Source organism: Streptomyces cyaneus, from assembly GCF_004028635.1.
GTDB classification, from domain to species: Bacteria; Actinomycetota; Actinomycetes; order Streptomycetales; family Streptomycetaceae; genus Streptomyces; species Streptomyces cyaneus.
This window is the reverse complement of record NZ_RQJW01000007.1, coordinates 192,063-218,449: the sequence shown is the minus strand read 5'-3', so window position 1 is coordinate 218,449 and position 26,387 is coordinate 192,063. Positions and strand designations below refer to the sequence as shown.

The 26,387-nt window shown below is 70.1% G+C and carries 23 protein-coding genes; 10 read left to right on the top strand and 13 right to left on the bottom strand.

Going from position 1 to position 26,387, the window contains the following annotated elements:
- Positions 1-129 precede the first annotated feature (129 nt).
- Positions 130-594, top strand: coding sequence for a GatB/YqeY domain-containing protein (locus EHO50_RS26375; RefSeq protein ID WP_128433690.1), 465 nt, complete (start codon positions 130-132; stop codon positions 592-594).
- 105 nt (positions 595-699) lie between these two features.
- On the opposite strand, the gene EHO50_RS26370 is transcribed toward EHO50_RS26375, so the two are convergent.
- The gene (locus EHO50_RS26370) at positions 700-2,988 is read right to left on the bottom strand and encodes a transglycosylase domain-containing protein (protein WP_128433689.1); all 2,289 of its coding nucleotides are present in this window, start codon (positions 2,986-2,988) and stop codon (positions 700-702) included.
- A gap of 532 nt (positions 2,989-3,520) precedes the next feature.
- Between EHO50_RS26370 and wblA the strand changes: the two genes are divergently transcribed.
- Positions 3,521-3,859, top strand: coding sequence for a transcriptional regulator WblA (wblA, locus tag EHO50_RS26360; RefSeq protein ID WP_062697668.1), 339 nt, complete (start codon positions 3,521-3,523; stop codon positions 3,857-3,859).
- A gap of 68 nt (positions 3,860-3,927) precedes the next feature.
- Here wblA and bagB read toward each other — a convergent pair whose 3' ends face one another.
- Positions 3,928-5,325 (bottom strand): ATPase BagB, encoded by a 1,398-nt coding sequence (bagB, locus tag EHO50_RS26355; protein ID WP_128433688.1) that lies wholly within the window; start codon positions 5,323-5,325, stop codon positions 3,928-3,930.
- Between the two features lie 109 nt (positions 5,326-5,434).
- Complete coding sequence (bagA, locus tag EHO50_RS26350; protein WP_128433687.1) at positions 5,435-6,412, bottom strand: ATPase BagA; 978 nt, start codon at positions 6,410-6,412, stop codon at positions 5,435-5,437.
- A 106-nt stretch (positions 6,413-6,518) separates the two neighbouring features.
- Between bagA and sp36 the strand changes: the two genes are divergently transcribed.
- From sp36 to EHO50_RS26335, 3 genes are all read left to right on the top strand, one after another.
- Complete coding sequence (gene sp36, locus EHO50_RS26345) at positions 6,519-6,680, top strand: Sp36 family protein (protein ID WP_010986011.1); 162 nt, start codon at positions 6,519-6,521, stop codon at positions 6,678-6,680.
- Entirely contained in the window at positions 6,677-7,144 is a 468-nt protein-coding gene (locus EHO50_RS26340) for a RidA family protein (RefSeq protein ID WP_128433686.1), read from the top strand. The genes sp36 and EHO50_RS26340 overlap by 4 nt, the downstream gene beginning before the upstream one ends.
- A gap of 134 nt (positions 7,145-7,278) precedes the next feature.
- Positions 7,279-8,124 carry a nucleotidyltransferase domain-containing protein gene (locus tag EHO50_RS26335; protein ID WP_128433685.1) on the top strand — a complete coding sequence of 282 codons (846 nt, stop codon included), beginning with the start codon at positions 7,279-7,281 and terminating at the stop codon, positions 8,122-8,124.
- A 64-nt stretch (positions 8,125-8,188) separates the two neighbouring features.
- On the opposite strand, the gene EHO50_RS26330 is transcribed toward EHO50_RS26335, so the two are convergent.
- The 3 genes from EHO50_RS26330 to EHO50_RS26320 form a co-directional block, all read right to left on the bottom strand.
- The gene (locus tag EHO50_RS26330; RefSeq protein ID WP_128433684.1) at positions 8,189-9,019 is read right to left on the bottom strand and encodes an MBL fold metallo-hydrolase; all 831 of its coding nucleotides are present in this window, start codon (positions 9,017-9,019) and stop codon (positions 8,189-8,191) included.
- A 67-nt stretch (positions 9,020-9,086) separates the two neighbouring features.
- Positions 9,087-9,953 carry an NUDIX hydrolase gene (locus EHO50_RS26325; RefSeq protein WP_128433683.1) on the bottom strand — a complete coding sequence of 289 codons (867 nt, stop codon included), beginning with the start codon at positions 9,951-9,953 and terminating at the stop codon, positions 9,087-9,089.
- Positions 9,954-10,082: 129 nt separating this feature from the next.
- Entirely contained in the window at positions 10,083-10,757 is a 675-nt protein-coding gene (locus EHO50_RS26320) for a Crp/Fnr family transcriptional regulator (protein ID WP_015658871.1), read from the bottom strand.
- Between the two features lie 366 nt (positions 10,758-11,123).
- Here EHO50_RS26320 and nth point away from each other — a divergent pair, with 366 nt between their 5' ends.
- From nth to EHO50_RS26305, 3 genes are all read left to right on the top strand, one after another.
- On the top strand, positions 11,124-12,134 hold the full coding sequence (nth, locus tag EHO50_RS26315) for an endonuclease III (RefSeq protein WP_246101497.1): 1,011 nt from the start codon (positions 11,124-11,126) through the stop codon (positions 12,132-12,134).
- A gap of 286 nt (positions 12,135-12,420) precedes the next feature.
- The gene (locus tag EHO50_RS26310; protein ID WP_128434024.1) at positions 12,421-13,116 is read left to right on the top strand and encodes an NUDIX hydrolase; all 696 of its coding nucleotides are present in this window, start codon (positions 12,421-12,423) and stop codon (positions 13,114-13,116) included.
- Between the two features lie 97 nt (positions 13,117-13,213).
- Complete coding sequence (locus tag EHO50_RS26305) at positions 13,214-14,413, top strand: MarP family serine protease (RefSeq protein ID WP_128433682.1); 1,200 nt, start codon at positions 13,214-13,216, stop codon at positions 14,411-14,413.
- A 46-nt stretch (positions 14,414-14,459) separates the two neighbouring features.
- Here EHO50_RS26305 and EHO50_RS45215 read toward each other — a convergent pair whose 3' ends face one another.
- From EHO50_RS45215 to EHO50_RS26275, 6 genes are all read right to left on the bottom strand, one after another.
- Positions 14,460-14,642, bottom strand: coding sequence for a hypothetical protein (locus tag EHO50_RS45215; protein WP_128433681.1), 183 nt, complete (start codon positions 14,640-14,642; stop codon positions 14,460-14,462).
- A gap of 127 nt (positions 14,643-14,769) precedes the next feature.
- Positions 14,770-15,720 carry an alpha/beta fold hydrolase gene (locus EHO50_RS26295; protein ID WP_128433680.1) on the bottom strand — a complete coding sequence of 317 codons (951 nt, stop codon included), beginning with the start codon at positions 15,718-15,720 and terminating at the stop codon, positions 14,770-14,772.
- Positions 15,717-16,220, bottom strand: coding sequence for a phage holin family protein (locus tag EHO50_RS26290; RefSeq protein WP_128433679.1), 504 nt, complete (start codon positions 16,218-16,220; stop codon positions 15,717-15,719). Before EHO50_RS26290 ends, EHO50_RS26295 begins: the two co-directional genes overlap by 4 nt.
- 77 nt (positions 16,221-16,297) lie before the next feature.
- Positions 16,298-17,737 carry a Na+/H+ antiporter NhaA gene (gene nhaA, locus EHO50_RS26285; protein ID WP_128433678.1) on the bottom strand — a complete coding sequence of 480 codons (1,440 nt, stop codon included), beginning with the start codon at positions 17,735-17,737 and terminating at the stop codon, positions 16,298-16,300.
- Between the two features lie 186 nt (positions 17,738-17,923).
- The gene (gene acs / locus EHO50_RS26280) at positions 17,924-19,882 is read right to left on the bottom strand and encodes an acetate--CoA ligase (protein WP_128433677.1); all 1,959 of its coding nucleotides are present in this window, start codon (positions 19,880-19,882) and stop codon (positions 17,924-17,926) included.
- Positions 19,883-20,207: 325 nt separating this feature from the next.
- Complete coding sequence (locus EHO50_RS26275) at positions 20,208-22,790, bottom strand: bifunctional SulP family inorganic anion transporter/carbonic anhydrase (protein ID WP_128433676.1); 2,583 nt, start codon at positions 22,788-22,790, stop codon at positions 20,208-20,210.
- Positions 22,791-23,089: 299 nt separating this feature from the next.
- On the opposite strand from EHO50_RS26275, the gene EHO50_RS26270 reads away from it, so the two are divergent.
- Positions 23,090-24,418 (top strand): polysaccharide deacetylase family protein, encoded by a 1,329-nt coding sequence (locus EHO50_RS26270; RefSeq protein ID WP_425472263.1) that lies wholly within the window; start codon positions 23,090-23,092, stop codon positions 24,416-24,418.
- Here the strand turns inward: EHO50_RS26270 and EHO50_RS26265 are convergent.
- Complete coding sequence (locus tag EHO50_RS26265) at positions 24,408-25,442, bottom strand: ATP-binding protein (RefSeq protein ID WP_246101454.1); 1,035 nt, start codon at positions 25,440-25,442, stop codon at positions 24,408-24,410. The genes EHO50_RS26270 and EHO50_RS26265 overlap by 11 nt on opposite strands.
- A 101-nt stretch (positions 25,443-25,543) precedes the next feature.
- Here EHO50_RS26265 and EHO50_RS26260 point away from each other — a divergent pair, with 101 nt between their 5' ends.
- The gene (locus EHO50_RS26260) at positions 25,544-26,368 is read left to right on the top strand and encodes a Fic family protein (RefSeq protein ID WP_128433674.1); all 825 of its coding nucleotides are present in this window, start codon (positions 25,544-25,546) and stop codon (positions 26,366-26,368) included.
- Positions 26,369-26,387 lie beyond the last annotated feature (19 nt).

The following is a 26,387-nucleotide window of genomic DNA, read 5'->3' as shown; positions in this document are numbered from 1 at the left end:
ACCCATCGTGTCAGACCCACAGAGCGCCGCAGGACCGGCCGTCCTCGACCGCTTCCGGTACGACGTCCGCGCGCGGGTCCCTTGAAATCAACGGGCGTTCCGCTGCCCACACCTGCGACAATCAACGCCATGACCACGCTCAAGTCGAAGCTGCAGGAAGACCTCAACGCCGCGATCAAGGAGCGCGACGAGCTCCGCTCCTCGACGCTCCGGCTGACGCTCGCCGCGATCACCAAGGAGGAGGTCGCGGGCAAGGAGAAGCGTGAGCTCTCCGACGACGAGGTGCAGAAGGTGATCACCCGCGAGGCGAAGAAGCGCCGTGAGGCGGCCGACGCCTTCGCGCAGGGTGGTCGTGCCGAGTCGGCCGAGCGGGAGAAGGCGGAGGGCGAGGTCCTCGCCGCGTACCTGCCGAAGCAGCTCAGCGACGACGAGCTGAACCAGATCGTCGCCCAAGCCGTCGAGGAGGCCAAGGCGGCCGGCGCCGAGGGCCCGCGGGCCATGGGCGCCGTCATGAAGATCGTGAACCCGAAGGTCGCGGGCCAGGCCGAGGGCGGCCGCGTGGCAGCGGCGGTCAAGAAGCTGCTGGCCGGCTGAGACCCACGGCACGGGCAGCCGACACCAGCGAACGCCCCGTGCGACCGGCGCCCATACGACCGGCCCCCATACGACAGACGGTCCCTGTCTCAAGGGGTCACCGCGTCAGCCGCGGCCCCCGTTGCCGTTCCCGTTCGACTGGCCCTGCCACCAGCCCTCCGGGATCGAGAAGGTCGGGGTCGGGAACGTGCCGCCGTCCGTGCCGCCGTTGTTGCCGCCGCCGACCAGGCCGCCGATCACGTTGTCGTCGCCGTTGTTCCCGTCGTTGCCGCCGTTCTGGTTCCCGTTGTCGTCGCCGTCTCCGTCACCCCGGTCACGGTCTTCGTCGTCGGGGATGCGGACGAAGTTGAACTGCTCGACGGGCTTGCCCTCGAGGGCGCCGGTCATGGCGTCCCGCCAGATCGGGCCGGGGACTCGGCCGCCGTAGACCAGGTCGTGGAACTCGCCGCCGATGTAGATGTTCCGCATCTTGACCTTCTGGGTGGCGCTGCCGACCCAGACGGCGCCCGAGAGGTTCGGCGTGTAGCCGACGAACCAGGCGTTGCGGCGCTCGTCCGTCGTACCCGTCTTACCGGCGCTGTCGCGGTCGGTGAGACCGGCCTCCTTGCCCGTACCGGAGTCGACCACGCCCTGCAGCAGGTTGTTGATGGTGTCCGCGGTCTGCTCGGACATCGCGCGCGAGCACGTCGACTTGGGCACCTCCAGCGACTTCCGCTCGCCGCCGACCTTCTGCGAGATCGACTCGATGGCGATCGGCGTGCAGTACATGCCGCGGGAGGCGAAGGCGGCGTACGCGCTCGCCATCGTCAGCGGCGAGAGGCCGACGGAGCCGAGGGCGATGGCGGGGCGCTCGGGGAGCTTGTCGCCGTTGCCCTGGCGGACCTGGAGCTTGTCGGTGATGTTGACCACCGGGCACAGGCCGATGTCGGCGATCATCTGCACGAAGTAGGTGTTGACCGACAGCTCCATCGCCTTCTTCAGGCGGTAGGGGCCGTGCTCCGACTCGCTCTCGTTCTCCAGCTTCTCGTTGTTGCGGTTGGTCCACGGCGTGCTCTCGCACGTCTGGACCGGGCTCGGGTACGGCATCTCGTACGGGGACGAGTACTCCTGCGTCGGCGGTCGGCCCTCCTCCAGCGCGGCCGCGGCCACGAACGGCTTGAACGTCGAACCGGTCGGGAAGCCGAAGTTGGAGCCGCCGTACTCCGAGTCGACCGAGAAGTTGAGCTCGGTCTCGTTCTTGCCGTAGCCGAACGGCTTCGACTGGCCCATGCCGAGGATCTTGCCGGTGCCGGGCTCGACCAGGGTGGCGGCGGCCGCGACCTTGTCCGTCTGGTTGACGTGGTCCTTGAGCGAGGCCTGGACCGACTCCTGGGCCTGCGGGTCGAGGGTCGTCGTGATGGTCAGGCCGCCCTGGTTCCAGATCTTGGCGCGGGCCTCGCGGTTCTTGCCGAAGACCGGGTCGCTGACGAAGACCTTCTCGACGTACTTGCAGAAGAAGCTGGCGCCCTTGACCGCGGTGATGCAGCCGTTCTTGGGCTTGGTGACCTTCAGGCCGAGCGGGGTCTCCTTGGCCTTGTCGGCCTCCGCCTGGGAGACGTCGCCGAGGTCGGCCATGCGCTGCAGCACGGTGTTGCGCCGCTTGGTGGCCTCGGCCTCGTCGTTGACCGGGTCGTAGCGGCTGGGCGACTGGACGATGCCGGCGAGCAGCGCGGCTTCCTGGAGCTTGAGGTCCTTGGCGGACTTGGAGAAGTAGCGGTGGGCGGCGGCCTCGACGCCGTACGCCTGCTGGCCGAAGAACGTGATGTTCAGGTAGTTCTCGAGGATTCTCTTCTTGCCGAGCTCCTCCTCGACCTGGATCGCGTACTTCAGCTCCTTGATCTTGCGGCCGAGGGTCTGCTGGGTGGCCTGCGCGACCTTCGTCGGGTCGTCCCCGGCCTCCTCGACGAAGACGTTCTTCACATACTGCTGCGTGAGGGTGGACGCGCCTTCGCTGACGCCGCCGCTCTGGGCGTTGCGGTTGAGGGCACGCAGGACGCCCTTCAGGTCGACCGCGCCGTGCTGGTAGAAGCGGGCGTCCTCGATCGCGACGATCGCCTTCTGCATGTACGGCGAGATGTCCTTGAGGTCGACCACCGTGCGGTCGCGCGAGTAGACCGTGGCGATCGTGCCGCCCTTGGCGTCCAGGATCGTGGTGCGCTGACTCAGCGGCGGGGTCTTGAGGTTGGCCGGGAGCTCGTCGAAACTCTCGACCGATCCCTTGGCGGCAAGTCCCAGCGCGCCGACGGCGGGCAGCGCGATGCCGGCCAGCACGGCTCCCGCGAGCACACTGACACCGAGGAACTTCGCGGCCTGCTGCGTCGCCGACAGACCACCGCCTGAGCGCTTCTTTGGCATGGAGGCAGCCTAAACCGTAGAGATGAGCGAACCGAGGGCCGACCGGTGCGGGAGCACGCAATGGGCACGGTGAGCCGACGTGAGCCATGGCACGGCAAAGTCAGGCGTCCACCCGCGAGCAGAGCTCGCTGATGGATGCAGCCCGTTTCCCGGACAGGCGCGCAGGCCTTGGCCTAAGCTGCTCTCAACTGTCACAGCAGTGCGGCCACGTATCAATACGTCCGGCGACCCCGAATCGTTGCGGAGGTTCCCCACTTTTTTGGTGGGCACGTGTCCGAATCCGCCTTGTGTGTCATCCGGCGTCCGTTGTGACTCAACAGAACTGTCCCGGTTTGCCGGGAAAGTCACGCATGTCGCAGGCTCACTCCCCCGGGTGATCTGCCGCTTACGCATAGTCCGTTCGGGCCATTCAAGATTGGGCCCGAAGGGGGTGTTGCGCTGTGCCCACCTTCCGTAACGTCCTCAACTGGCGGCGGTGAATATGCCGCTGCCGCCGTGGGGGAGCCTCGATTCGGGAGAGGACGGCGCCGGTATGGGCTGGGTAGTCGACTGGAGTGCGCAGGCGGCCTGCCGCACTACCGATCCGGATGAACTGTTCGTTCAGGGAGCAGCGCAGAACAGGGCCAAGGCGGTGTGCACCGGATGCCCGGTGCGCACGGAGTGCCTGGCCGACGCGCTCGACAACCGCGTCGAGTTCGGCGTGTGGGGAGGCATGACGGAGCGGGAGCGCCGCGCACTGCTGCGCAGGCGGCCGACCGTCACCTCGTGGCGCCGGCTGCTGGAGACGGCACGTACGGAGTACGAGCGCGGGGCGGGCATCCTGCCCCTCGACGACGACGAGGTGTACGAGAACTACGCGGCGGTGAGCTGAGGGGGCCACGAGGCCTCCCCGCACACTGCGGACAGGGTCTGCCCTCGGGCGGGCCCGAGAGGACTCCCTCAGGCGCCGACCGCGGGATCAGGCAGCTCCGGCCGATTGGCCGCGAGCCGGTTGCCGATGTCCCGCAGTCCCGCGAGGTCATGCACATCGCCGGGCAGCGCGGCCACTTCGGCCACCGCCACCTCGGGGTGGAGCGCGGTGAAGCGATCACGCGTGCGCTGCTCGCGGGAGAGCAGCTGCATCCGCTCGGCGTGCAGCCTCAACAGGCTTGCCGCGAGCTGGTCGACGGACCGCTCCAGATGCGGGGTGACGGACTGTGGCTCGTCCTTGGCTGCGGTTCGCTCCATGTCCGTGACGGCGGGGGAGCCTTCGTCAGGAGCCGGTGCCTCGGAAGCGTCCGATTCTGAACTGTCGTACGTGTCGGGGGAGTTACGAAGTCCAGCTTTCCCGCCCTCCTGATCCACAATGCGGGGCTCTTCAAGATTTTCCGCGGCGGCGAGCGCCCGCTCGGCGGACAGCCGGTCGGCGCCGCTGCCGTGGACCCGGTTGAGCACCAGACCCGCGAGCGGCATGTCCTCGGCGGCCAGCCGCTCCACGAAGTACGCGGCCTCGCGCAGCGCGTCCCGCTCCGGCGCCGCCACCACCAGGAACGCCGTGCCGGGTGCCTGCAGCAGCTTGTACGTCGCGTCCGCGCGCGTACGGAAGCCGCCGAACATCGAGTCCATCGCCGCCACGAAGGTCTGTACGTCCTTCAGCAACTGCCCGCCGAGCAGCTTGCCGAGCGCCCCCGTCATCATCGACATGCCGACGTTCAGGAACTTCATCCCCGCACGCCCGCCGACCTTCGCCGGGGCCAGCAGCACGCGGATCAGCTTGCCGTCCAGGAACGAGCCGAGCCGCTTGGGCGCGTCCAGGAAGTCCAGCGCCGAGCGGGACGGGGGCGTGTCGACGACGATGAGGTCCCACTCGTCCTTCGCCCGCAGCTGGCCCAGCTTCTCCATCGCCATGTACTCCTGCGTGCCCGCGAAGCCCGCCGAGAGCGACTGGTAGAAGGGGTTGCCCAGGATCGCGGCCGCCCGCTCGGGGTCCGCGTGCGCCTCGACGATCTCGTCGAAGGTGCGCTTCATGTCGAGCATCATCGCGTGCAGCTCGCCGACGCCCTCGACGCCCTTCACCCGGCGCGGGGTGTTGTCCAGCGAGTCGATGCCCATGGACTGGGCGAGCCGACGGGCCGGGTCGATGGTCAGCACGACCACCTTCCGCCCCCGCTCGGCGGCCCGCAGCCCCAGCGCCGCCGCGGTCGTGGTCTTGCCGACGCCGCCCGAGCCGCAGCACACCACGATGCGGGTCTTCGGGTCGTCGAGCAGCGGGTCGAGGTCGAGCACGCGCGTGGGGGAGAGGTGAGGGGGATGCTGACGTGCGGCGTCGTGCGTCTGGGCGGCTTCCGGACGACTCATGACATCCCCTGCTTCCGACGCTGACGCTTCTGACGTACGGCGCGCCGGTCCCGCCGTACGACGGGCCGCTCCCGGCGTGCCGCGCACTGCCCCTGCCTTGAGAACGGACTCATGACAGGCCCTGTTCCCGCAGCTCGCCCGCGAGTTCGTACAGGCCCGCCAGGTCCATGCCCTCGGCCAGCAGGGGCAGTTCGTGCACCGGCAGCCCCAACTCCTGAAGGACCGCCCGCTGCTCGTGCTCCAGCGCATGCCGCTCGGCGTACTCGTCGGCCTGCGCCAGCAGCGGGTCCACCAGCCGCTCGGCGTTCCCGCCGCGCCGCGCGCCGCCGAGCCCGGCCGAGGACAGCGACTTGGCCACGGCGGCACGCGGCACGCTGCGTACGAGTTCCAGGTCCGTCCCGTCCAACACCTCGGGCCGCACCATGTTCACGATGATCCGCCCCACCGGCAGCCGCGCCGCCCGCAGCTCGGCGATCCCGTCCGCCGTCTCCTGGACGGGCATCTCCTCCAGCAGCGTCACCAGGTGCACGGCCGTCTCCGCCGACTTCAGCACCCGCATCACGGCCTGCGCCTGATTGTGTATCGGCCCGATCCTGGCGAGCCCCGCCACCTCGTCGTTGACGTTCAGGAAGCGGGTGATGCGCCCGGTGGGAGGCGCGTCCATCACGACGTAGTCGTAGACGAACCGCCCGCTCTTCTCCTTGCGCCGCACGGCCTCACACGCCTTGCCGGTCAGAAGGACGTCCCTGAGACCCGGCGCGATGGTGGTGGCGAAGTCGATGGCGCCGAGCTTCTTCAGCGCCCGGCCGGCGCCGCCCATCTTGTAGAACATCTGGAGGTAGTCCAAAAGGGCCAGTTCGGGGTCGATGGCGAGGGCATACACCTCCCCGCCCCCTGGAGCGACGGCGATCTTCCGCTCCTCATAGGGCAGCGCCTCTGTCTCGAAGAGCTGCGCGATGCCCTGCCTGCCCTCGACCTCGACGAGAAGCGTCCGCTTCCCCTCGGTGGCGAGAGCAAGCGCGAGCGCGGCGGCGACCGTGGTCTTTCCGGTCCCGCCCTTGCCGCTGACGACCTGGAGCCTGCTCACGCCTTCGAGCCTAACCAGTCGGTGCGCGAGTCACGCAGCAGCCTGTGGATAACTTGAGCGCAGTCGGCCGCATGGCCCTCCGCCTGCAACGGATAAAGTCGGCCACATGACCAAGTGGGAATACGCAACCGTGCCGCTGCTCGTCCACGCCACGAAGCAGATTCTGGACACCTGGGGCGAGGACGGCTGGGAGCTCGTCCAGGTCGTGCCCGGGCCGAACAACCCCGAGCAGCTCGTGGCCTACCTGAAGCGGGAGAGGCAGGCATGAGCGCGGTCGAGGCGAAGCTTGCCGAGCTGGGCCTGACACTCCCGGAGGTCGTGCCTCCGCTGGCCGCGTACCAGCCGGCCGTGCAGTCGGGCGTGTACGTCTACACCGCGGGCCAGCTCCCCATGGTGGAGGGCAAGCTTCCGGTCACCGGCAAGGTGGGCGCGGAGGTGACGCCGGAGGAGGCCAAGGAACTGGCGCGTACCTGCGCGCTGAACGCGCTGGCCGCCGTCAAGTCCGTCGCGGGCGACCTGGACCGCATCGCGCGCGTGGTGAAGGTCGTGGGCTTCGTGGCCTCCGCCTCGGACTTCACCGGCCAGCCGGGCGTCATCAACGGCGCGAGCGAGCTCCTCGCCGAGGTCCTCGGCGACAAGGGCGTCCACGCGCGGAGCGCGGTGGGCGTGGCCGTCCTTCCGCTGGACGCGCCGGTGGAGGTCGAGGTCCAGGTGGAGCTGACGGAGGCGTAAGCCTTCGGCGCCGGGACCGTCGTACACCGGCCGTCGTGTAGCAGCCTGTCCGGGACACCCGGGCAGGCTGAACATCGTTGGGCGGCGCCGAAAATGAGCCGCCTCGCGGCCGCCCGGCAGGGCACAGTGGCCCCATGGCCGAAACCGTCCTCCGCAAAGGCCTCGACGCCCAGGGGTACATCGGGCGTGAAGGGGCCCTCGGGCGCGTTCCCCGCGCCTTCCGGCCCGTCGTCGCCGGCGCGCGGGAGCGCCTGCTCGACGTCTTCGGGGCGCGGATGGACAGCGCCTATCTCTACGGGTCGATTCCGCGCGGTACCGCGCGCGTGGGCCGCAGCGACCTCGATCTGCTGGTCGTCCTGCGCGAAGAGCCGGCCGAGGCCGACCGGGAGGCCGCCCAGGAGCTCGATGCGGGGCTGGACAAGGAGTTCCCGCAGATCGACGGGGCCGGGACGCTGCTGTGCAGCCGGGCGCGGGTGCTGAGCGATCTGGAGACGTACGACCTGGGGTGGTTCCTCGCGTGCCTGTGCACGCCGCTGCTCGGCGAGGACCTGGCCGAGTATCTGCCCCGCTACCGTCCCGACTCCCTGCTCGCGCGGGAGACCAACGGGGACCTCGCGCTGCTGCTGCCCCGCTGGCGCAGGCGCATCGCTGAAGCCGACGACACGGACGAGGCCCGGCAGCCGCTCGTGCGGTTCATGTCCCGGCGTCTCGTACGGACCGGGTTCACTTTGGTGATGCCGCGCTGGAACGGCTGGACCAGTGACCTGGCGGAGATGGCCGAGGCCTTCGGCGCGTACTACCCCGCGCGGGCAGCGCAGATGCGGGCGGCGGCCGTACGCGGGTACGAGCCGGTGGGAGACGCGCAGGCCCTCCGGTCGTACGTCGATGATCTCGGGCCGTGGCTCGCCGAGGAGTACGCGCGCGTGCACGGCGTCAAAGCGCCGCGGCCGGATCAGGCGGGCCAGGCGGGGGCGGACTGAGGCCGGTCGTCCGGGGCAGTGCGTGCCAGGCCCCGCGACGCCTGGATGATCCGGACGACGGGCCCTAGATGAGGCCGTGCTCCTCCAGGTAGTCCAACTGCGCCCGCACCGACAGTTCGGCCGCCGGCCACAAGGAGCGGTCCACGTCCGCGTAGACGTGGGCGACGACCTCGGCGGGCGTGCCGTAGCCGTTCTCCACGGCCGTCTCGACCTGGGCGAGGCGGTGGGCGCGGTGGGCGAGGTAGAACTCGACGGCGCCCTGCGCGTCCTCCAGGACCGGCCCGTGGCCTGGGAGGACGGTGTGTACGCCGTCGTCGACCGTGAGGGACCTGAGCCGCCGCAGCGAGTCCAGGTAGTCGCCTAGGCGGCCGTCGGGGTGTGCCACGACCGTCGTACCTCGGCCCAGGACCGTGTCGCCGGTCAGGACGGCGCGGTCGGCCGGGAGGTGGAAGGAGAGGGAGTCGGCGGTGTGGCCCGGCGTCGGAACGACGCGCAGCTCCAGCCCGCCCACCCTGACCACGTCCCCGGCGGCCAGCCCCTCGTCGCCGAGCCGCAGCGCCGGGTCGAGGGCACGCACGCGCGTACCGGTCAGCTCGGCGAAGCGGACGGCGCCCTCGGCGTGGTCCGGGTGGCCGTGCGTGAGCAGGGTCAGGGCGACGCGCTTGCCGGCCTTCTCGGCCGTGTCGATGACGTTGCGCAGATGCCCCTCGTCCAGCGGGCCCGGGTCGACTACGACGGCGAGGTCGGAGTCCGGTTCGGCCAGGAGCCAGGTGTTGGTGCCGTCCAGGGTCATCGCGGAGGGGTTGGGCGCGAGGACGTTGACGGCGCGGGGGGTGGCGGGGCCGGAGAGAACCCCGCCTCGCGGCTGGCCGGGGAGGGCTGCTGCGTCCGTCATACGAGGGGGCCTTCCGGATCTGCGGGCACTGCGGGCATGGCGCGCGGTGCGCGGACTGCGGGCAGGGTCATGCGGGGGCTCCGCCGGTCGGGATGTGCTTGGTGAACTCGTCGTGGCCCGGCCAGGAGAGCACGATCTCGCCGTTGTCGAGGCGGGCCTGTGCCAGTACGGCGGTCAAGTCCCGGTCGGGGGCGGTGGCGAGGGCTTGGGCGGCGCTGTCGTACGGGGTCAGCTGGCGCAGCGTCGCGATGGTGGGCGGCATCATCAGCAGCTCGCCCTTGTCGTACGAGGCGGCGGCGTCCGCGGGCCGGATCCACACCGTACGGTCGGCCTCCGTGGAGGCGTTGCGGGTGCGCTGGCCCTCAGGGAGAGCGGCGACGAAGAACCATGTGTCGTAGCGGCGGGGCTCGAACTCGGGGGTGATCCAGCGGGTCCAGGCGCCCAGCAGGTCCGAGCGCAGGGCCAGTCCCCGACGGTCCAGGAACTCGGCGAACGACAGGTCCCGGGCGACCAGGGCGGCACGGTCGGCCTCCCAGTCCTCGCCGGTGGTGTCGCCGACGACGGAATCGTCGGTGGGCCCGGCGAGCAGGACACCCGCCTCTTCGTATGTCTCCCGCACGGCCGCACAGACGATCGCCTGCGCCGTCGCCTCATCGACGCCGAGCCTGAGTGCCCACCACGCGCGCGTGGGGCCCGCCCAGCGGATCCGATGCTCGTCGCGGGGATCGACGCCACCGCCCGGGTAGGCGTACGCCCCACCGGCGAAGGCCATGGAGGCCCGGCGGCGCAGCATGTGCACGGCCGGCCCGGCGCCGGTGTCTCTGAGCAGCATGACGGTGGCCGCCCGCTTCGGAACGACAGGGGTCAGGCTTCCTTCCGCGAGCGCACGGATGCGGTCCGGCCACTCCGGTGGGTACCACTGCCCGTTTGCCATGGGCGGAGGCTATCTCCTGGTGCGTGGATGTTCGAGGGGTGGCCGAATGCAGCGGGGTCCCGCCTCGTGGTGAGACGGGACCCCGGTGTCGTACGACTGCATGCCGGCCGGATGCGGGGCCGGCGACGCTCAGCGCGACCGCTTGGCCAGGCGCTCCACGTCGAGCAGGATCACGGCACGCGCCTCCAGGCGGAGCCACCCGCGCTGCGCGAAGTCGGCCAGCGCCTTGTTGACCGTCTCGCGGGAGGCGCCGACCAGCTGGGCCAGCTCCTCCTGGGTGAGGTCGTGGACGACGTGGATGCCTTCTTCGGACTGCACGCCGAAGCGGCGGGAGAGGTCGAGGAGCGCGCGGGCCACGCGACCGGGGACGTCCGAGAAGACGAGGTCGGACATCGCGTCGTTGGTGCGGCGCAGTCGGCGCGCGACGGCACGCAGGAGCGCGGTGGCCACCTCGGGGCGGGCGTTCAGCCAGGGCTGGAGGTCGCCGTGGCCCAGACCCAGCAGCTTGACCTCGGTCAGCGCGGTGGCGGTCGCCGTACGCGGGCCCGGGTCGAAGAGGGACAACTCGCCGATGAGCTCGCCGGGACCGACGACGGCCAGCATGTTCTCGCGGCCGTCGGGTGAGGTGCGGTGGAGCTTCACCTTGCCCTCGGTGACGACATAGAGCCGGTCACCGGGGTCGCCCTCGTGGAACAGGGAGTCACCGCGTGCGAGGGTCACCTCACTCATGGAGGCGCGGAGCTCCGCGGACTGCTCGTCATCGAGCGCCGCGAAGAGCGGGTTGCGCCGCAGAACGTCGTCCACGAGTTCTCTCCTTGTCGACCTGCTCAGGGGATCGCTCCCCTGTGTACCAGGGGACCGTGCTCCCCATTTTGCCGGACGGTCCAAACAGTGTGATCTGTCACAAGGATGCCGCACAGGTGTCCCGAGGTAAGCGGCAGGGGTCCAATTGGGGGCCGATCTTCAGGGTCCGGGGCGGATGTCAGTGTCGGGCTTTAGGCTGGCCGGGTGTCCAAATCGCCGGTGAGAGCACAGGCCAAGGGGGCTGGGCGGGTGGTTGTACGTCGCGATTCCGCTGTGGGCGAACAGGGCCCCGGTGGCGGAAGGAAAACGACAAAAGCGGCGAAAGGGGCGTCAGGTGAGGCGTCGACGGGTGGCGAGAAAGTGGCGGTGAAGAAGTCGGCGGCCGCGAAGAAAGCCACGCCCGCGAAGAAGGCAGTCGCTGCGAAGAAGGCCCCCGCGAAGAAGGCCGCGGCGGTGAAGAAGGTGACCGCGAAGAAGGTGACCGCGAAGAAGGTCACCACAAAGAAGGCGATCACCAAAAAACCCGCTATCGCCCCTGAGAAGGTCACCGCCGCAGTAAAGGGTGCATCCACGGTCAAGACCGTCACCCCGAAGCCGCCCACGGCCGAGTCCCGCGCCGCCCTCGTGCGCCGAGCCCGCCGTATCAACCGCGAGCTCGCCGAGGTCTTTCCGTACGCCCACCCCGAGCTGGACTTCGACAACCCCTTCCAACTCCTGGTCGCCACGGTGCTGTCCGCCCAGACCACCGACCTGCGCGTCAACCAGACGACTCCCGCGCTCTTCACCAAGTACCCCACCCCCGAGGACCTGGCCGCCGCCAACCCCGAGGAAGTCGAGGAGATCCTCCGCCCCTGCGGTTTCTTCCGGGCCAAGACCAAGTCGGTGATGGGCCTGTCGAAGTCGCTGGTGGAGAACCACGGCGGCGAGGTCCCGGGCCGGCTCGAGGACCTGGTCAAGCTGCCCGGCGTCGGCCGCAAGACGGCCTTCGTCGTCCTCGGCAACGCCTACGGCCGCCCCGGCATCACCGTGGACACACACTTCCAGCGGCTGGTGCGGCGCTGGCAGTGGACCGAGCAGACCGACCCGGACAAGATCGAGGCCGAGATCGGCGCGCTGTTCCCCAAGAGCGACTGGACGGACCTCTCGCACCACGTGATCTGGCACGGCCGCCGCATCTGCCACGCCCGCAAGCCCGCGTGCGGCGCCTGCCCCATCGCGCCGCTCTGCCCGGCGTACGGCGAGGGTGAGACGGACCCGGAGAAGGCGAAGAAGCTCCTCAAGTACGAGAAGGGCGGCTTCCCCGGCCAACGCCTCAAGCCCCCGCAGTCCTACCTGGACGCGGGCGGCAAGCCGGCCCCGCCGCTGGGGGCCGGATGACGGTGGGAACCGGAGGGGCTGGGGCGCCGCGACGCGGCCGTACGGCCGGGGCGGAACGGTCGAGGTGCCGGGGGGCTTGCGGTCGTATGGCCACATCGGGACGGTCCGAGTGTCGGCGGGCGTGCGGTCATGGGGCTACGGCGGAACGGTGTAGGTGGCGGCAGGCGTGCGGTCGTACGGGCAAGTCGGAACGATCCGGGTGCCGACAGGCGTGTGGTCGTACGGTTCGGGCGGAACGATCCATGGGCCGTCGGGCGTTGGAGTCGGCAGGACGACGGGGGTGGCGATGACGCGCGCGAGCGGTACGCAGGACGGACCGGTGGTGCTGAGCAAGGACGGGCTGCCGACCTGGCTGGATCCGGTGGTGCGGGTCGTGGAGACGGTCGAGCCGTTGCAGCTGAGCCGGTTCCTGCCGCCGAAGAGCGGCGCGGGGCGCCAGTCCGCCGTACTGATTCTCTTCGGCGAGGGCGAGCAGGGGCCCGAGCTGCTGCTCATGGAGCGGGCCAGCTCGCTGCGTTCGCACGCCGGCCAGCCCTCCTTCCCGGGCGGTGCCCTCGACCCCGAGGACGGTGACCCGAAGGCCGACGGGCCGCTGCGGGCCGCTCTGCGCGAGGCCGAGGAGGAGACGGGGCTCGATCCGGGCGGCGTCCAGCTCTTCGGCGTGCTGCCCAAGCTGTACATCCCGGTCAGCGGTTTCGTCGTGACGCCCGTGCTGGGCTGGTGGCGCGAGCCGACCCCGGTCGGCGTCGTCGACCCGAACGAGACGGCCCGCGTCTTCACCGTCCCCGTGGCGGATCTCACGAATCCGGACAACCGCGCCACCACCGTCCACCCCAGCGGCCATCGAGGTCCGGCATTTCTGGTCGAATCGGCCCTGGTCTGGGGCTTCACGGCCGGAATCATCGACCGTCTGCTCCATTTCTCGGGCTGGGAGCGACCTTGGGACCGGGACAAGCAGGTCCCGCTCGACTGGCGGTCATGACAGGGTGTCTGCCGTGCTGTGTTGCCCGGGGCGCCCTGCCCTCGGTCCCCCGGCCGTCCTGTGGTGATCGGAAAGTGACGAGGCGAGGCCTGAAGCAGTGAACGTGGTGGACATCCTGTTGCTGGTCGCCGCCGTGTGGTTCGCGATCGTGGGCTATCGCCAGGGCTTCGTCGTCGGCATCCTCTCGGTGATCGGGTTTCTCGGCGGTGGCCTCGTGGCCGTGTACCTCCTTCCGGTCATCTGGGACGCGCTGACGGACAACGCGGAGGTGAGCACGACCGCCGCCGTTGTCGCGGTCGTCGTCGTCATCGTCTGCGCCTCCGTCGGCCAGGCCCTGACCACCCACCTCGGCAACAAGCTGCGCCGGTACATCACCTGGTCCCCGGCCCGCGCCCTGGACGCGACCGGCGGCGCCCTCGTCAACGTCCTCGCCATGCTTCTGGTGGCCTGGCTGATCGGCTCTGCCCTCGGGCAGACCACACTGCCGGGGATGGGCAAGGAGGTCCGCAGCTCCAAGGTGCTGCTGGGCGTCTCCGAGACGCTGCCCGACGAGGCCGACACCTGGTTCAAGGACTTCACCTCGGTCCTCGCGCAGAACGGCTTCCCTCAGGTCTTCAGTCCCTTCGCCAACGAGCCGATCAAGGAGGTCTCCCCGCCCGACCCGGCCCTGGCCAACAGCCCGGTGGCCACCCGCGCCCAGCGCTCCATCGTCAAGGTCATGGGCACGGCGACGAGTTGCGGCAAGGTCCTGGAAGGCACCGGTTTCGTCTTCGCGGACCGCCGCGTCATGACCAACGCGCATGTGGTCGGCGGCGTCGACGAACCCACCGTCCAGATAGGCGGCGAGGGCAAGAGGTACGACGCGACGGTCGTCCTCTACGACTGGGAGCGCGACATCGCCGTACTCGACGTGCCGAACATGAAGGCGCCCGCCCTGCAGTTCACGGCGACCGACGCCGAGAGCGGCGACAGCGCGATCATCGCGGGCTTCCCGGAGAACGGGTCGTACGACGTGCGTGCCGCACGCGTGCGTGGGCGCCTGCCGGCCAACGGCCCGGACATCTATCACCGCGGCACCGTGCACCGCGACGTCTACTCGCTGTACGCGACCGTCCGCCAGGGCAACTCCGGCGGCCCGCTGCTCACGCCCGAAGGCAAGGTGTACGGCGTGGTCTTCGCCAAGTCCCTCGACGACGCCGACACCGGCTATGCGCTCACCGCGGACGAGATCCAGGAGGACATCGTCAAGGGGCGTACCGCCAACCAGCAGGTGGACAGCGACAGCTGCGCGCTGTAGGTCCGTGCTGAAGGAGCTGTGAGCCCGGCCGTGAAAAGGCGGCCGGTCAGCCGCGCGGGTGGCGCAGGCGCACCGAGACCCAGCGGGCCCGGCGGCGCAGAATGCGCGGAATGCCCACCCGCGGGTCCGCACCCTGCATCTGCGGGGCGCTGCCTCGCTGGTGAGAGCTCAGCCCACCGGCCGAGCGGCGATTGCGTGCTGCGTCACTGTAGTCGTGCGTCCAGCCCATACCCCGACGTCTGCCCCTGCCCCAAGGTCGATAACCGCCCCCAGGGCCCCCAATTGGCCTATGCGCCGGGCAATTGGCTGTTCGTAGGACACGCGTTCAGTTCCGGATACCGGGCGCATCGGCGCGGTCACCGATCGGGTTCGGGGTCTTTCAGCCAGTTGATCAGTTCGGTGGAGAAGGCGACCGGATCTTCCTCGTGCGGGAAGTGCCCCAGCCCGTCGAACAGGCGCCAGCGGTACGGCGCTTCGACGTACTCGCCCGAACCGGCCGCGCTGCGCGTACGCATCACGGGGTCGAGGGAGCCGTGCAGATGCAGCGTCGGCACACGCACCGGTCGCTTCATGCGCCGGTTGAACTGGATGCCGTCGGGGCGGGCCAGCGAGCGCACCATCCAGCGGTACGGCTCGATGGAGCAGTGCGCCGTCGACGGGATGCAGATCGCGCGGCGGTACGCCTCCACCGCCTCGTCGTCCGGCAGGCGCGGGCCCGACCAGTCCCGGATCAGCCGGGCGACGAGCGCCCCGTCGTCGGCCGTCAGCTGCCGCTCGGGAATCCAGGGCCGCTGAAACCCCCAGATGTAGGAACTCGCACTCGTCTGCTTGACGTCCGAGAGCATCGCCGAGCGCCAGCGCCGGGGGTGCGGCATGGATGCGACCGCGAGCCGCCGTACGAGCTTGGGGCGCATCACGGCCGCCGTCCACGCCAGGTATCCGCCCAGGTCGTGGCCGACCAGCGCGGCGTCGGGCTCGCCGAGCGAGCGGATCACGCCGGTGATGTCGAGGGCGAGGTTGGCCGGGTCGTAACCGCGTGGCGTACGGTCGCTGCCGCCGACGCCCCTGAGGTCCATGGCGACGGCCCGGAAGCCCGCGTCGGAGAGGGCGACGAGCTGGTGCCGCCAGGTCCACCAGAACTGCGGGAAGCCGTGCAGCAGCAGCACCAGCGGGCCGTCGCCCATCTCGGCGATGTGGAAGCGCGCACCATTGGCGGCCACGTCCCGGTGTGTCACGTCTTTCCCGCCGGGGACGTCCAGTCGTACGACTGAGGCAGGTTGCGCCGAAGGGGTGGCGGGATCCGTCATGACGACGAGCGTGCCACAGCCTCGATGGCCGCGGGCGCCCGGTCCTCCAGCTCCGGCCTCGTCGCCGGGGCCGGACGGGGATGCGGCTTGGCCTTCTGCAGGACGCCCGCCGTCTCCTTCATCGAGGCGGCGACCTTCTGCGGGCCCTTGCTCTTCTTGGCCTTCTTCGCGAAGACGACGCCCATCAGCGCGAGGACCGCGGCGACGAGGACGTTCGCCGCGAAGGACAGCAGGAAGCAGATCGCGAGGTTCCAGTCGCTCCAGGTCCGAATGCCGTACGCGAGGGCGAAGTTCAGCATCGGCAGCGAGAACACCAGCACCGCGCCGGCCACCGTGAACGCGCCGCCGCTCGTCGCGCCGCGCTTGACGTCCTGCTTGAGCTGCGCTTTCGCCAGTGCGATCTCGTCATGCACCAGCGCCGACATCTCGGTCGTCGCCGAGGCGAACAGCTGGCCGATGCTGCGTTCGGCGCCGACCGGGCTGCCGTCGGGTGCGCTCATCGCGGTCTCCCTCGTAGTTACGGTTCCGTCTTCTGCCTGACTGCGTACGGTTCCGTCTTTTGTACCGTCCCGTCAGATCATGCCCGACGGTGCTCCTCCTCGCTTGCCCCGCCCGCCACTTCGGCAAGCGCGTGGCGTGCGGCGGACTGCTCCTCGGCGATCCGGCGGTGCTCGGCGGCCTTGCGCTCGTGGATGGCGGCCATCCGCAGGTGGTACTCGGGCGTGTCCTCCTCGTAGATGTCCGGAATGCCGTCCGCGTCGTCGTCACGCTCCTCGGCCTCGACCATCCTGCGGTACTTGGCGTTCCGTATCTTCAGCAGCACCGTCGCCAGGGTCGCCGCGGCGAGGGAGCCGACGAGTACGGCGGCCTTGATCTCGTCGGTCAGCGCGGCGTCGCCCGCGAAGGCGAGCTCGCCGATGAGCAGCGAGACGGTGAAGCCGATGCCGGCGAGGGTCGCGACGGCGAACACGTCGGCCCACTCCAGATCGTCGCTGAGCGAGGCCCTGGTGAAACGTGCCGTCAGCCATGTACCGCCGAAGATGCCGACCGTCTTGCCGACGACCAGGCCGAGGACGACACCGAGCGTCTCCGGCTGGGTGAACACATCGCCGAGCGCGCCGCCGGAGATGGCCACACCGGCGCTGAACAGCGCGAACAGCGGCACGGCCAGGCCCGCCGACAGCGGACGTACCAGATGCTCGATGTGCTCACCGGGGGAGTGCGGCTCGTCCTCGTGGCGGGTGCAGCGCAGCATCAGACCCATCGCCACGCCCGCGATGGTGGCGTGGACGCCGCTGTTGTACATCAGCCCCCAGATGACGAGGGCGAGCGGGACGTACACGTACCAGCCGCGTACGTCCTTCCTCAGCAGCAGCCAGAAGACTGCGAGGCCGACGACGGCGCCGCCGAGCGCGGCGAAGTCGATCTGGTCGGTGAAGAAGATCGCGATGATCAGGATCGCGAAGAGGTCGTCGACGACGGCGAGCGTGAGCAGGAAGGCGCGCAGCGCGCTGGGCAGGGAGGTGCCGATGACGGCGAGCACGGCGAGCGCGAAGGCGATGTCGGTGGCGGTCGGTACCGCCCAGCCCGCCGACGAGCCGCCCCCGGTGACATTGGTCAGCGTGTAGACCAGTGCGGGCACCGCCATCCCGCACAGCGCGGCGACGACCGGCAGCGCGGCCGCCTTGGGGTCCTTGAGATCGCCGGCGACCAGCTCACGCTTGAGCTCGATCCCGGCGACGAAGAAGAAGATCGCGAGGAGCCCGTCGGCGGCCCAGTGCTCGATGGACAGGTTCAGGCCGAGGGCCTCGGGGCCGAGGTGGAAGTGGCCGACGCTCTCGTAGCTGTCGTGCAGTGTGGGGACGTTCGCCCAGACCAGCGCGGTGATCGCGGCGACGAGCAGAAGCACACCACCGACGGTCTCGGTGCGCAGCGCCTCCGCGACGAAGTTCCGCTCGGGGAGGGACAGTCGTCCGAAGACCTTGCGGGCGGGGGTGGTGGTGCGGGGGGCGGCCACGGGGGAGACCTCCGGTCGGTGGGCAGGACGAAGCACATGCCGACCAGACTTCCCGGCGCACCTGAGGTTGAGATTGTTTTGATTAGCTTACCTAAGGGTGCGCCGGACTGCATCCGTCGAGTTCCACCGTACGTACACGAAGGGCACCCGGCGCGTTGGTCGCCGGGTGCCCTTCGGTGGAGGTACTCAGTCCTCGCTGGGTGCGGCGGGGAGCTTGGCCTGGATGAGGTCCATGACCGTCGAGTCGGTCAGCGTCGTCACGTCACCGAGCTGGCGGTTCTCGGCGACGTCCCGCAGCAGCCGGCGCATGATCTTGCCGGAGCGGGTCTTGGGCAGCTCGGCCACCGGCAGGATCCGCTTGGGCTTGGCGATCGGGCCGAGGGTGGCGCCGACGTGGTTGCGCAGGTCGTTGACGAGGCCCTCGTCGTCCGCGTTCGCCGTGCCGCGCAGGATGACGAAGGCGACGATGGCCTGCCCGGTGGTCTCGTCGGCGGCACCGACGACGGCTGCCTCGGCGACGGACGGGTGGGAGACCAGGGCGGACTCGACCTCCGTTGTGGAGATGTTGTGCCCCGACACGAGCATGACGTCGTCGACGCGGCCCAGCAGCCAGATATCGCCGTCGTCGTCCTTCTTCGCCCCGTCACCGGCGAAGTACTTGCCCTCGAAGCGCGACCAGTACGTGTCGAGGAAGCGCTGGTCGTCGCCCCAGATGGTGCGCAGCATCGACGGCCACGGCTCGGTCAGGACGAGGTAGCCGCCACCGCCGTTCGGAACCTCATTGGCCTCGTCGTCGACGACGGTCGCGGAGATGCCGGGCAGCGGCGTCTGCGCGGAACCCGGCTTGGTCGCGGTGACGCCCGGCAGCGGCGAGATCATCATCGCGCCGGTCTCGGTCTGCCACCAGGTGTCCACGATCGGCGTGACGTCGGCCCCGATGTGCTTGCGGTACCAGATCCACGCCTCGGGGTTGATCGGCTCACCCACGGAACCCAGCACCCGCAAGCTGCTGAGGTCGAACTTCGCGGGGATGTCGTCGCCCCACTTCATGAACGTACGGATGGCGGTCGGCGCCGTGTACAGGATCGTCACCCCGTACTTCTGCACGATCTCCCAGAACCGGCCCTGGTGCGGCGTGTCCGGCGTGCCCTCGTACATGACCTGCGTCGCGCCGTTCGCCAGCGGCCCGTACACGATGTACGAGTGGCCGGTGACCCAGCCGACGTCGGCGGTGCACCAGTAGACGTCCGTCTCCGGCTTGAGGTCGAAGACGGCGTGGTGGGTGTAGGCGGCCTGGGTGAGGTAGCCGCCGGAGGTGTGCAGGATGCCCTTCGGCTTACCCGTCGTCCCCGACGTGTAGAGGATGAACAGCGGCTGCTCGGCGTTGAACGCCTCGGGGGTGTGCTCGGCGGACTGCCGCTCGACGATCTCGTGCCACCACACGTCCCGGCTGTCGTCCCAGGCGACGTCCTGGCCGGTGCGCCGAACGACGAGCACGTGCTCGACGTTGTCCACCTTGCCGATCGCCTCGTCGACGGCCGGCTTGAGCGCGGACGGCTTGCCGCGCCGGTAGCCGCCGTCGGAGGTGATGACGACCTTGGCGTCCGCGTCCTGGATACGGGTGGCCAGGGCGTCCGCCGAGAAGCCGCCGAAGACGACGGAGTGCGCGGCGCCGATCCGGGCGCACGCCAGCATCGCGACCGCCGTCTCGGGGATCATCGGCATGTAGACGGCGACCCGGTCGCCCTTCTGAACGCCCAGCTCCAGCAGGGCGTTGGCGGCCTTGGAGACCTCGTCCTTGAGCTCGGCATAGGTGATCGCGCGGCTGTCGCCGGGCTCGCCCTCGAAGTGGATGGCGACCCGGTCGCCGAGCCCTGCCTCCACATGCCGGTCCACGCAGTTGTACGCGACGTTGAGCTCGCCGTCCTTGAACCACTTCGCGAACGGCGGGTTCGACCAGTCCAGCGTCTCGGTCGGCTCCTTGGCCCAGGTCAGCCGACGGGCCTGCTCGGCCCAGAAGCCGAGCCTGTCAGCCTTGGCCTGTTCATACGCCTCCGCCGTGACGTTGGCGCCTGCTGCCAGGTCGGCGGGGGGTGCGAACCTGCGCTCTTCCTTGAGCAGGTTGGCCAGGCTTTCGTTGCTCACGACATCTCCCTTTCCCAGGGTGTCCGTTGTGTCCCAGGCCACAGCTCATCAGACCCGGGGGCCCGATGACAAGGGTCGACGGAAAATTGGTTTAGACCTGTCGGCGGGGCTGGGTCGAGGGCCGGCCCGGACGTGGTTTTCGGCGCCGGGGTCATCCGTTCCCACGGACGCCGGACGGACGCGGTTCAGCGCTGTAATCCCTTTCACATTCCGGATCACATTCCGGCCCGGCGCAGGTGAAACGCCGTACCTCACATTCAGGGTCGTCGGCCCCTCATGTGAAACGCGGCCCCGCGCCGAACGGGGCCGCGCGCACCTCTCCGCATCACGCCGACAGATCGGCCACTCCCACGTCGTCGAACACCTCGTCCTCGTTCCCTTCGGCGAGCAGATACGCCTGCGCCTCGCCCACGTGGAAGTACATCCCGTGCAGCTCCAGTGCCCCTGCCCGCAGGGCCTGGGCCACGGACTCGTGGGCCCGCAGGTGCTCCAACTGCTGGACCACGTTGGTCAGGCAGAGCTGCTCGACCGCGTCGGCCGGCGCCCGCCCGGCGAGTCTGGCCCAGGGGCGGCTCTCGTCGGACATCCGCTCCAGGCTCGGCAGCCCGTGCCGCAGCCACCGCCGCAGCGGGGTCTGCGGACCGCCGGCCTCGGAGTTGAGCAGCGCCTGCATGGCCCCGCACCCGGAGTGCCCGCACACGGTGATGGACCGCACCTGCAGCACGTCCACCGCGTACTCGATCGCCGCCGCCACCGAGTCGTCCCCACTCTCCTGGCCGGGCAGCGGGACGAGATTGCCGACGTTGCGCACCACGAACAGGTCGCCCGGACCACTGGAGGTGATCATCGACGTCACCACCCGCGAGTCCGCGCAGGTCAGGAACAGCTGGGAGGGCTGCTGCCCCTCACGCGCCAGCCGCGCCAGCTCGCTCCGCATCAGCGGCGCGGTGTTGCGCTGGAACGCGCTGATGCCGCGGGCCAGTTGATGCGAGCTCGGTCGACTCCCCTCGGCTCCGCCGGACCCGTCGGCTCTGCTACCGCCGGGGCGGCCGGACCCCGTGGGCCTGTCGGCACTGCTGGACTCGCCGACCGTGTCGAGGTCGCCCGTGGTGCTGGAGGCATCGGTGTCGCAGGGAGCGTCGCCGCCCCTGTCGGTCTCGCCGTCGCCGGTCCCGGTCGCCTGCGCCTCCCCGGGGCGTCCGTCCTGGAGTGTGAGGGACTCCGGGATCTCGCACTGGTGGTTGCGCCAGGGCGTCCAGGGGTGGCACCGGCAGTCGGTCGACTCGGCCGCGTTCCTCCCGGCGTCGAGATGGAGGCCGGCCGGTCCCGTCGGCTCGCCGATCCGGACCCCGGCCCTGCGGCCGATGAGCTCGACGGAGCCGCCGTGCGCGGTGTGCGTGTTCTGCCAGTCCTGCAGTGACTCGTACGCCGCGTGGTCCATGAACGACCCGTCCAACTCCACGACGGCGTGGGCGCCTTGGGGCACGAGATGCAGGGCCCGGCTGAGCCGTGGCACCGCGAGGAACGTCAACTGCCCTCGTACGTGTACGTGATGGACTCCTTCCTTCTCGTCATGCGTGATCCGGGTGCGGGTGAGGCGGTGCAGGGCGACGGCGACGGCCATGGCGATCCCCAGCGCAACGCCCTCCAGGACGCCGAAGAACACCACGCCGAGGGTGGTGACGGCGTACACCAGCACCTCTCGGTGGCGGGTCACCGTGCGGATGTGGTGCAGGGACACCATCTGGATGCCGACGGCCATCACCAGGGCGGCCAGTGAGGCGAGCGGGATGAGCTCCAGGATCGGGACCATCAGCAGCGCGGCGACTACTACGAAAACGCCGTGCAGCATCGTGGAGTTCCGGCTCACGGCACCGGCTTGCACATTCGCCGAACTTCGCACCGCCACACCGGCGACGGGCAGTCCGCCGAGCGTGCCGGAGACGACGTTGGCGGCACCCTGTCCGAGCAGTTCGCAGTCCAGATTGGAGCGGCTGACGCGAGCGGGCCGGCCGGCGCCGGCGGCGACCAGATCGAGGCGGGAGGCGACCAGCTTGTCCACCGCGACCGCGCCGAGCAGCGACTGCACGCTGCACACCAGCGTGATGGTGAGCACGGCCGCGACGAGCCCGAGCACCGGGCCCTCGGGGAGCCCGGCCAGGGCATGGCTGCTCCAGGACGGCAGGTCGACCTTGGGCAGGGTGAGCCCGGCGAGCGAGGCGGTGGCGGTGGCCCCCGTGACGGCGACGAGTGCGGCGGGGACCTTGTGCAGGAGGCGTCCGACGCGGCCGGGGATCCGCGGCCAGAGCAGCAGCAGGGCCAGCGTCAGCGCGCTCATCGACACGGCGGCCGGGTGCACGTTCGCCAACTGGGCGGGCAGCGCCCGGAGGTTGTCGAGGACGGAGCTCTGTGGGGTGCTGCCCAGGACGATGTGCAGCTGCGCCACGGCGATGGTGACGCCGATGCCGGCGAGCATGCCGTGCACGATGGCGGGGCTGACGGCGAGGGCGCCGCGGGCCACGCGCAGGCAGCCCAGGCCCAGTTGGGCGAGGCCGGCCAGGACGGTGATGGCGCAGGTCGTCCGCCAGCCGTAGCGGTGGATCAGGTCGGCGGTGACGACGGTGAGTCCGGCGGCGGGGCCGCTGACCTGGAGGGGCGAGCCGCCGAGCCATCCGGCGACGATGCCTCCGACGGCGGCGGCGACGAGGCCGGCCTGGAGGGGTGCGCCGGTGGCCAGGGCGATGCCCAGGGACAGGGGGAGGGCGATCAGGAAGACCGCGATCGAGGCCGACAGATCGGCGCCCGCGATGCGGAAGCGGCGGGGCCGGGTCGGGGGTGGGCTGTGGGGCTCGTGGATGCGCTTCTCTCGACGTGGGTCGTCGGCGCGAGTGGGGACGCAGGCAGACATGTTTCCCGTCTCCTCCGGGGCAGCGCGGTCGCGGATCTGGTGGTCCCCCGCTCCTGGGCGGGGGGTCGGGTCGCGGCCGTGTGGTCACGGCATGCAGCGGCGGGATGCATCAACAGTAAGTAAACGGATCGTAATGCAGAGTAAAGGACCGGAATAGATTTTCCGAGCAAATGGACTAATAAATCCCCCTGAAGAGTGAAGTGGCCAATTAGTCGGCTTGTCGTACTAATTCCTTCTCCGTCCCATGCGACCTTGGCGGCGCCGTCGGCACCCGAGAGAAGGAAGAAGGTGGACGGAACATGGCCGCCACCCGCAGGTTCGCCGCTCCCCGCGGGATTTCCGCGACGCGCAGGATCGTCGTGACGCACCGGATCGCCGCGGGTACCGCGATCGCCGCGGTCTGCGCCGTATCGCTCGCCGGATGCGCGAACGGCGCCGACCCGATCCGGCGGGGGGTGCCCGGACCGCAGAAGCCGCAGCCGGCGGCGCCCGCGCCCCAGAGCGCGGTCCGCCTGATCGGCGACGGGTCCACCGCGTACACCGGAGCGCAACCGCACCTGCCCAGACCCGAACGCCTGAGACCGGGTCAGACGCCCCCGCAGTTCGTGGTGTTCTCCTGGGACGGCGCCGGCGAGGACGGCCAGAAGCTGTTCTCCCACTTCCGCGCGGTCGCCAAGGCGAACAACGCGACGATGACGTACTTCCTCAGCGGCGTGTACATGCTGCCGGACCACAAGCGTGACCTGTATCGCCCGCCGCAGCACTCACCGGGCCGCTCGGACATCGGCTTCAACGACGTGGAGGGCATCGCCGACACCGCGAAGCAGCTGCGGCTGGCGTGGCTGGAGGGCAACGAGATCGGCACCCACTTCAACGGCCACTTCTGCGGCAGCGGCGGCGGAGTCGGCGAATGGTCGGTGGACGAATGGAAGGACGAGATCACCCAGGCGAAAAGGTTCGTGAAGTCCTGGAAGACCAACACCGGCCTGGCGAACGCGGCTCCCCTGCCCTTCGACTACGACAAGGAGCTCATCGGCGCCCGCACGCCCTGTCTGGAAGGCCGGAGGAACTTCGTCAGGGCCGCCCGCGAGATGGGCTTCCGCTATGACTCGAGCGGCGTCAACAACCAGCTCTGGCCCACCAAGAAGGGGGGCCTGTGGGACCTGTCGATGCAGCTCGTGCCGTTCCCCGGGCACTCCTACGAGCAGCTCACCATGGACTACAACTTCATGGTCAACCAGTCGGGCACCTCGAGCCAGGGCGACCCCGCCAAGCACCACTTCTGGGGTGACCAGATGCGAGACGGCCTGCTCATGGGCTTCCGCCGGGCCTACGACGGCAACCGGGCGCCCCTGATCATCGGCAACCACTTCGAGTCCTGGAACGGCGGCACCTACATGCGTGCCGTCGAGGATGTCGTCGAGGCCGTCTGCAACAAGCCCGACGTGCGCTGCGTCTCCTTCCGGCAGCTCGCCGACTGGCTGGACGCCCAGGACCCGGCGGCCCTGAAGAAGCTGCGCACGCTGGGGGTCGGTGAGGCCCCGAAGCAGGGCTGGGCGTCCTTCCTCTCAGGGCGCCCGGCCCCGGCCCCGAAGGGGGCGCCCGGCGCGCCGGCGGTCAAGCAGTAGGAGTCAGCGGCGAGTTGCCCTCACGCAGGCCGGTGACGCTCTCGCCGTGTACCTCGCGGCATACCTCTCCGAGCACGAACCCGGGGTCGATCTGTGCCGTCAGGTCGGCCCCGGTGCGCTCGTTTCCCCAGGACTGGGCGTTCTTCAGATGGAAGTGCACCATCTGGTGCGTGTAGCGCTCCCAGTCCCGTAGCTCGTACGTCTCGTCCACGGCCGTACGCAGCCGGCGCAGGGCGAGGTGGCCCGAGTCCTCCAGGAGTTCGAACCGGGGCGGGCGGCCCTTCTCCATGGCGCGCACCCAGTCCGAGTGCCCGACGGTCACCAGCAGGTCGTCCCCGACCTCGGCGCGGAGGAAGTCGAGGTCGTCCTGGCCTTGCACCTTGTTGCCGACGACCTTCAGGACGACTCCGAAGTCGCGGGCGTACTCCTTGTACTGGCGATAGACGGAGACCCCCTTCCGGGTCGGCTCGGCGACGAGGAACGTGATGTCGAAGCGGGTGAACATGCCGGAGGCGAAGGAGTCCGAGCCCGCCGTCATGTCGACCACGACGTACTCGTCGGGGCCGTCCACCAGGTGGTTCAGGAACAGCTCCACCGCCCCCGTCTTGGAGTGGTAGCAGGCGACCCCCAGGTCCGAGTCCGTGAAGGGGCCGGTGACCATCAAACGGACGGCGCCGCCGTCGAGTTCCACCGGGCGGGCGCAGGCGTCGTACACCGGGTTGTTCTCGCACACCCGCAGCAGCCGCGAGCCCTCGCCGGGCGGCGTCGTCTTGATCATCGTCTGGGCGGAGGCGATCCGCGGATTGGAGCCGCGCAGGTAGTCCTTGATCAGCGGCAGCCGCTCGCCCATGGCGGGCAGCGCGGCGGCCTCCCCCTCGTCGAGGCCGAGCGCGGCTCCCAGGTGCTGGTTGATGTCGGCGTCGACGGCGACGACCGGCGCGCCGGTGGCGGCAAGGTGGCGGACGAACAGGGAGGACAGGGTGGTCTTGCCGCTGCCGCCCTTCCCGACGAAAGCAATTTTCATGTTCACGAAGGGTAGTCGGGCGGTAGCTGTATGTGGCAGGCGTGCGTGAAGAAGGCCACTCGATCGTGGGGTGCGGGTCCGGGGTGCGTAATGTCGTACTCATGAGTACGACAGGTGCGACCGGCGATCCGCTCGCGGCCCTCGGTTCACTGCCCGGTGTGCCCGAGTCCGTGGAGTCCGTGCGCAAGGCGGTGGACCGGGTCTACGGGCACCGGGTCATGCGGCGTCGCAGCAACGAGATCACCTCCGAGGCGGCCCTGCGCGGCGCTCGCGGCTCCGCGGCGCTGTCGGGTGCCGACTGGGCGCTCGAAGAGGTGCGTAGGCGCACCGACTTCAGCGGTGACGACGAGGCACGCGTCATGGGGGCGGCCCTGCGGCTGACTGCCGAGGCGGGCCAACTGCTGTCCATCTGGCGGCAGTCACCGCTTCGGGTGCTGGCCCGGCTGCACCTGGTGGCGGCGGCGAGCAAGGACGACACGGTCGGGCGACCGCGCCAGGAGGGCGAGCCGGTCGACGAGCCCCTGGTCGAGCTGCCGCTGCCGAGCGCGGCGGAGGTGCACGGCCGCCTGGAGGGACTCTCCGAGCTGATCATCGCCGGCGGGTCGGCGCCCGCCCTGGTGACGGCCGCCGTGGTGCACGGCGAAATCCTCGCGCTGCGCCCCTTCACGTCCCGCAACGGTCTCGTCGCGCGCGCGGCCGAGCGCATCGTCCTGGTCGGCAGCGGCCTCGACCCGAAGTCCGTCTGCCCGGCGGAGGTCGGTCACGGCGAACTGGGCCGCGCGGCCTATCTGGCGGCGCTCGACGGCTACGTCTCCGGCACCCCCGAGGGCATGGCCGCCTGGATCGCCCACTGTGGCAAGGCGATCGAACTCGGCGCACGCGAGTCGACGGCGGTGTGCGAGGCGCTGCAGCGCGGGGCGGCGTAGGGCGACGTGGGGCGACGTA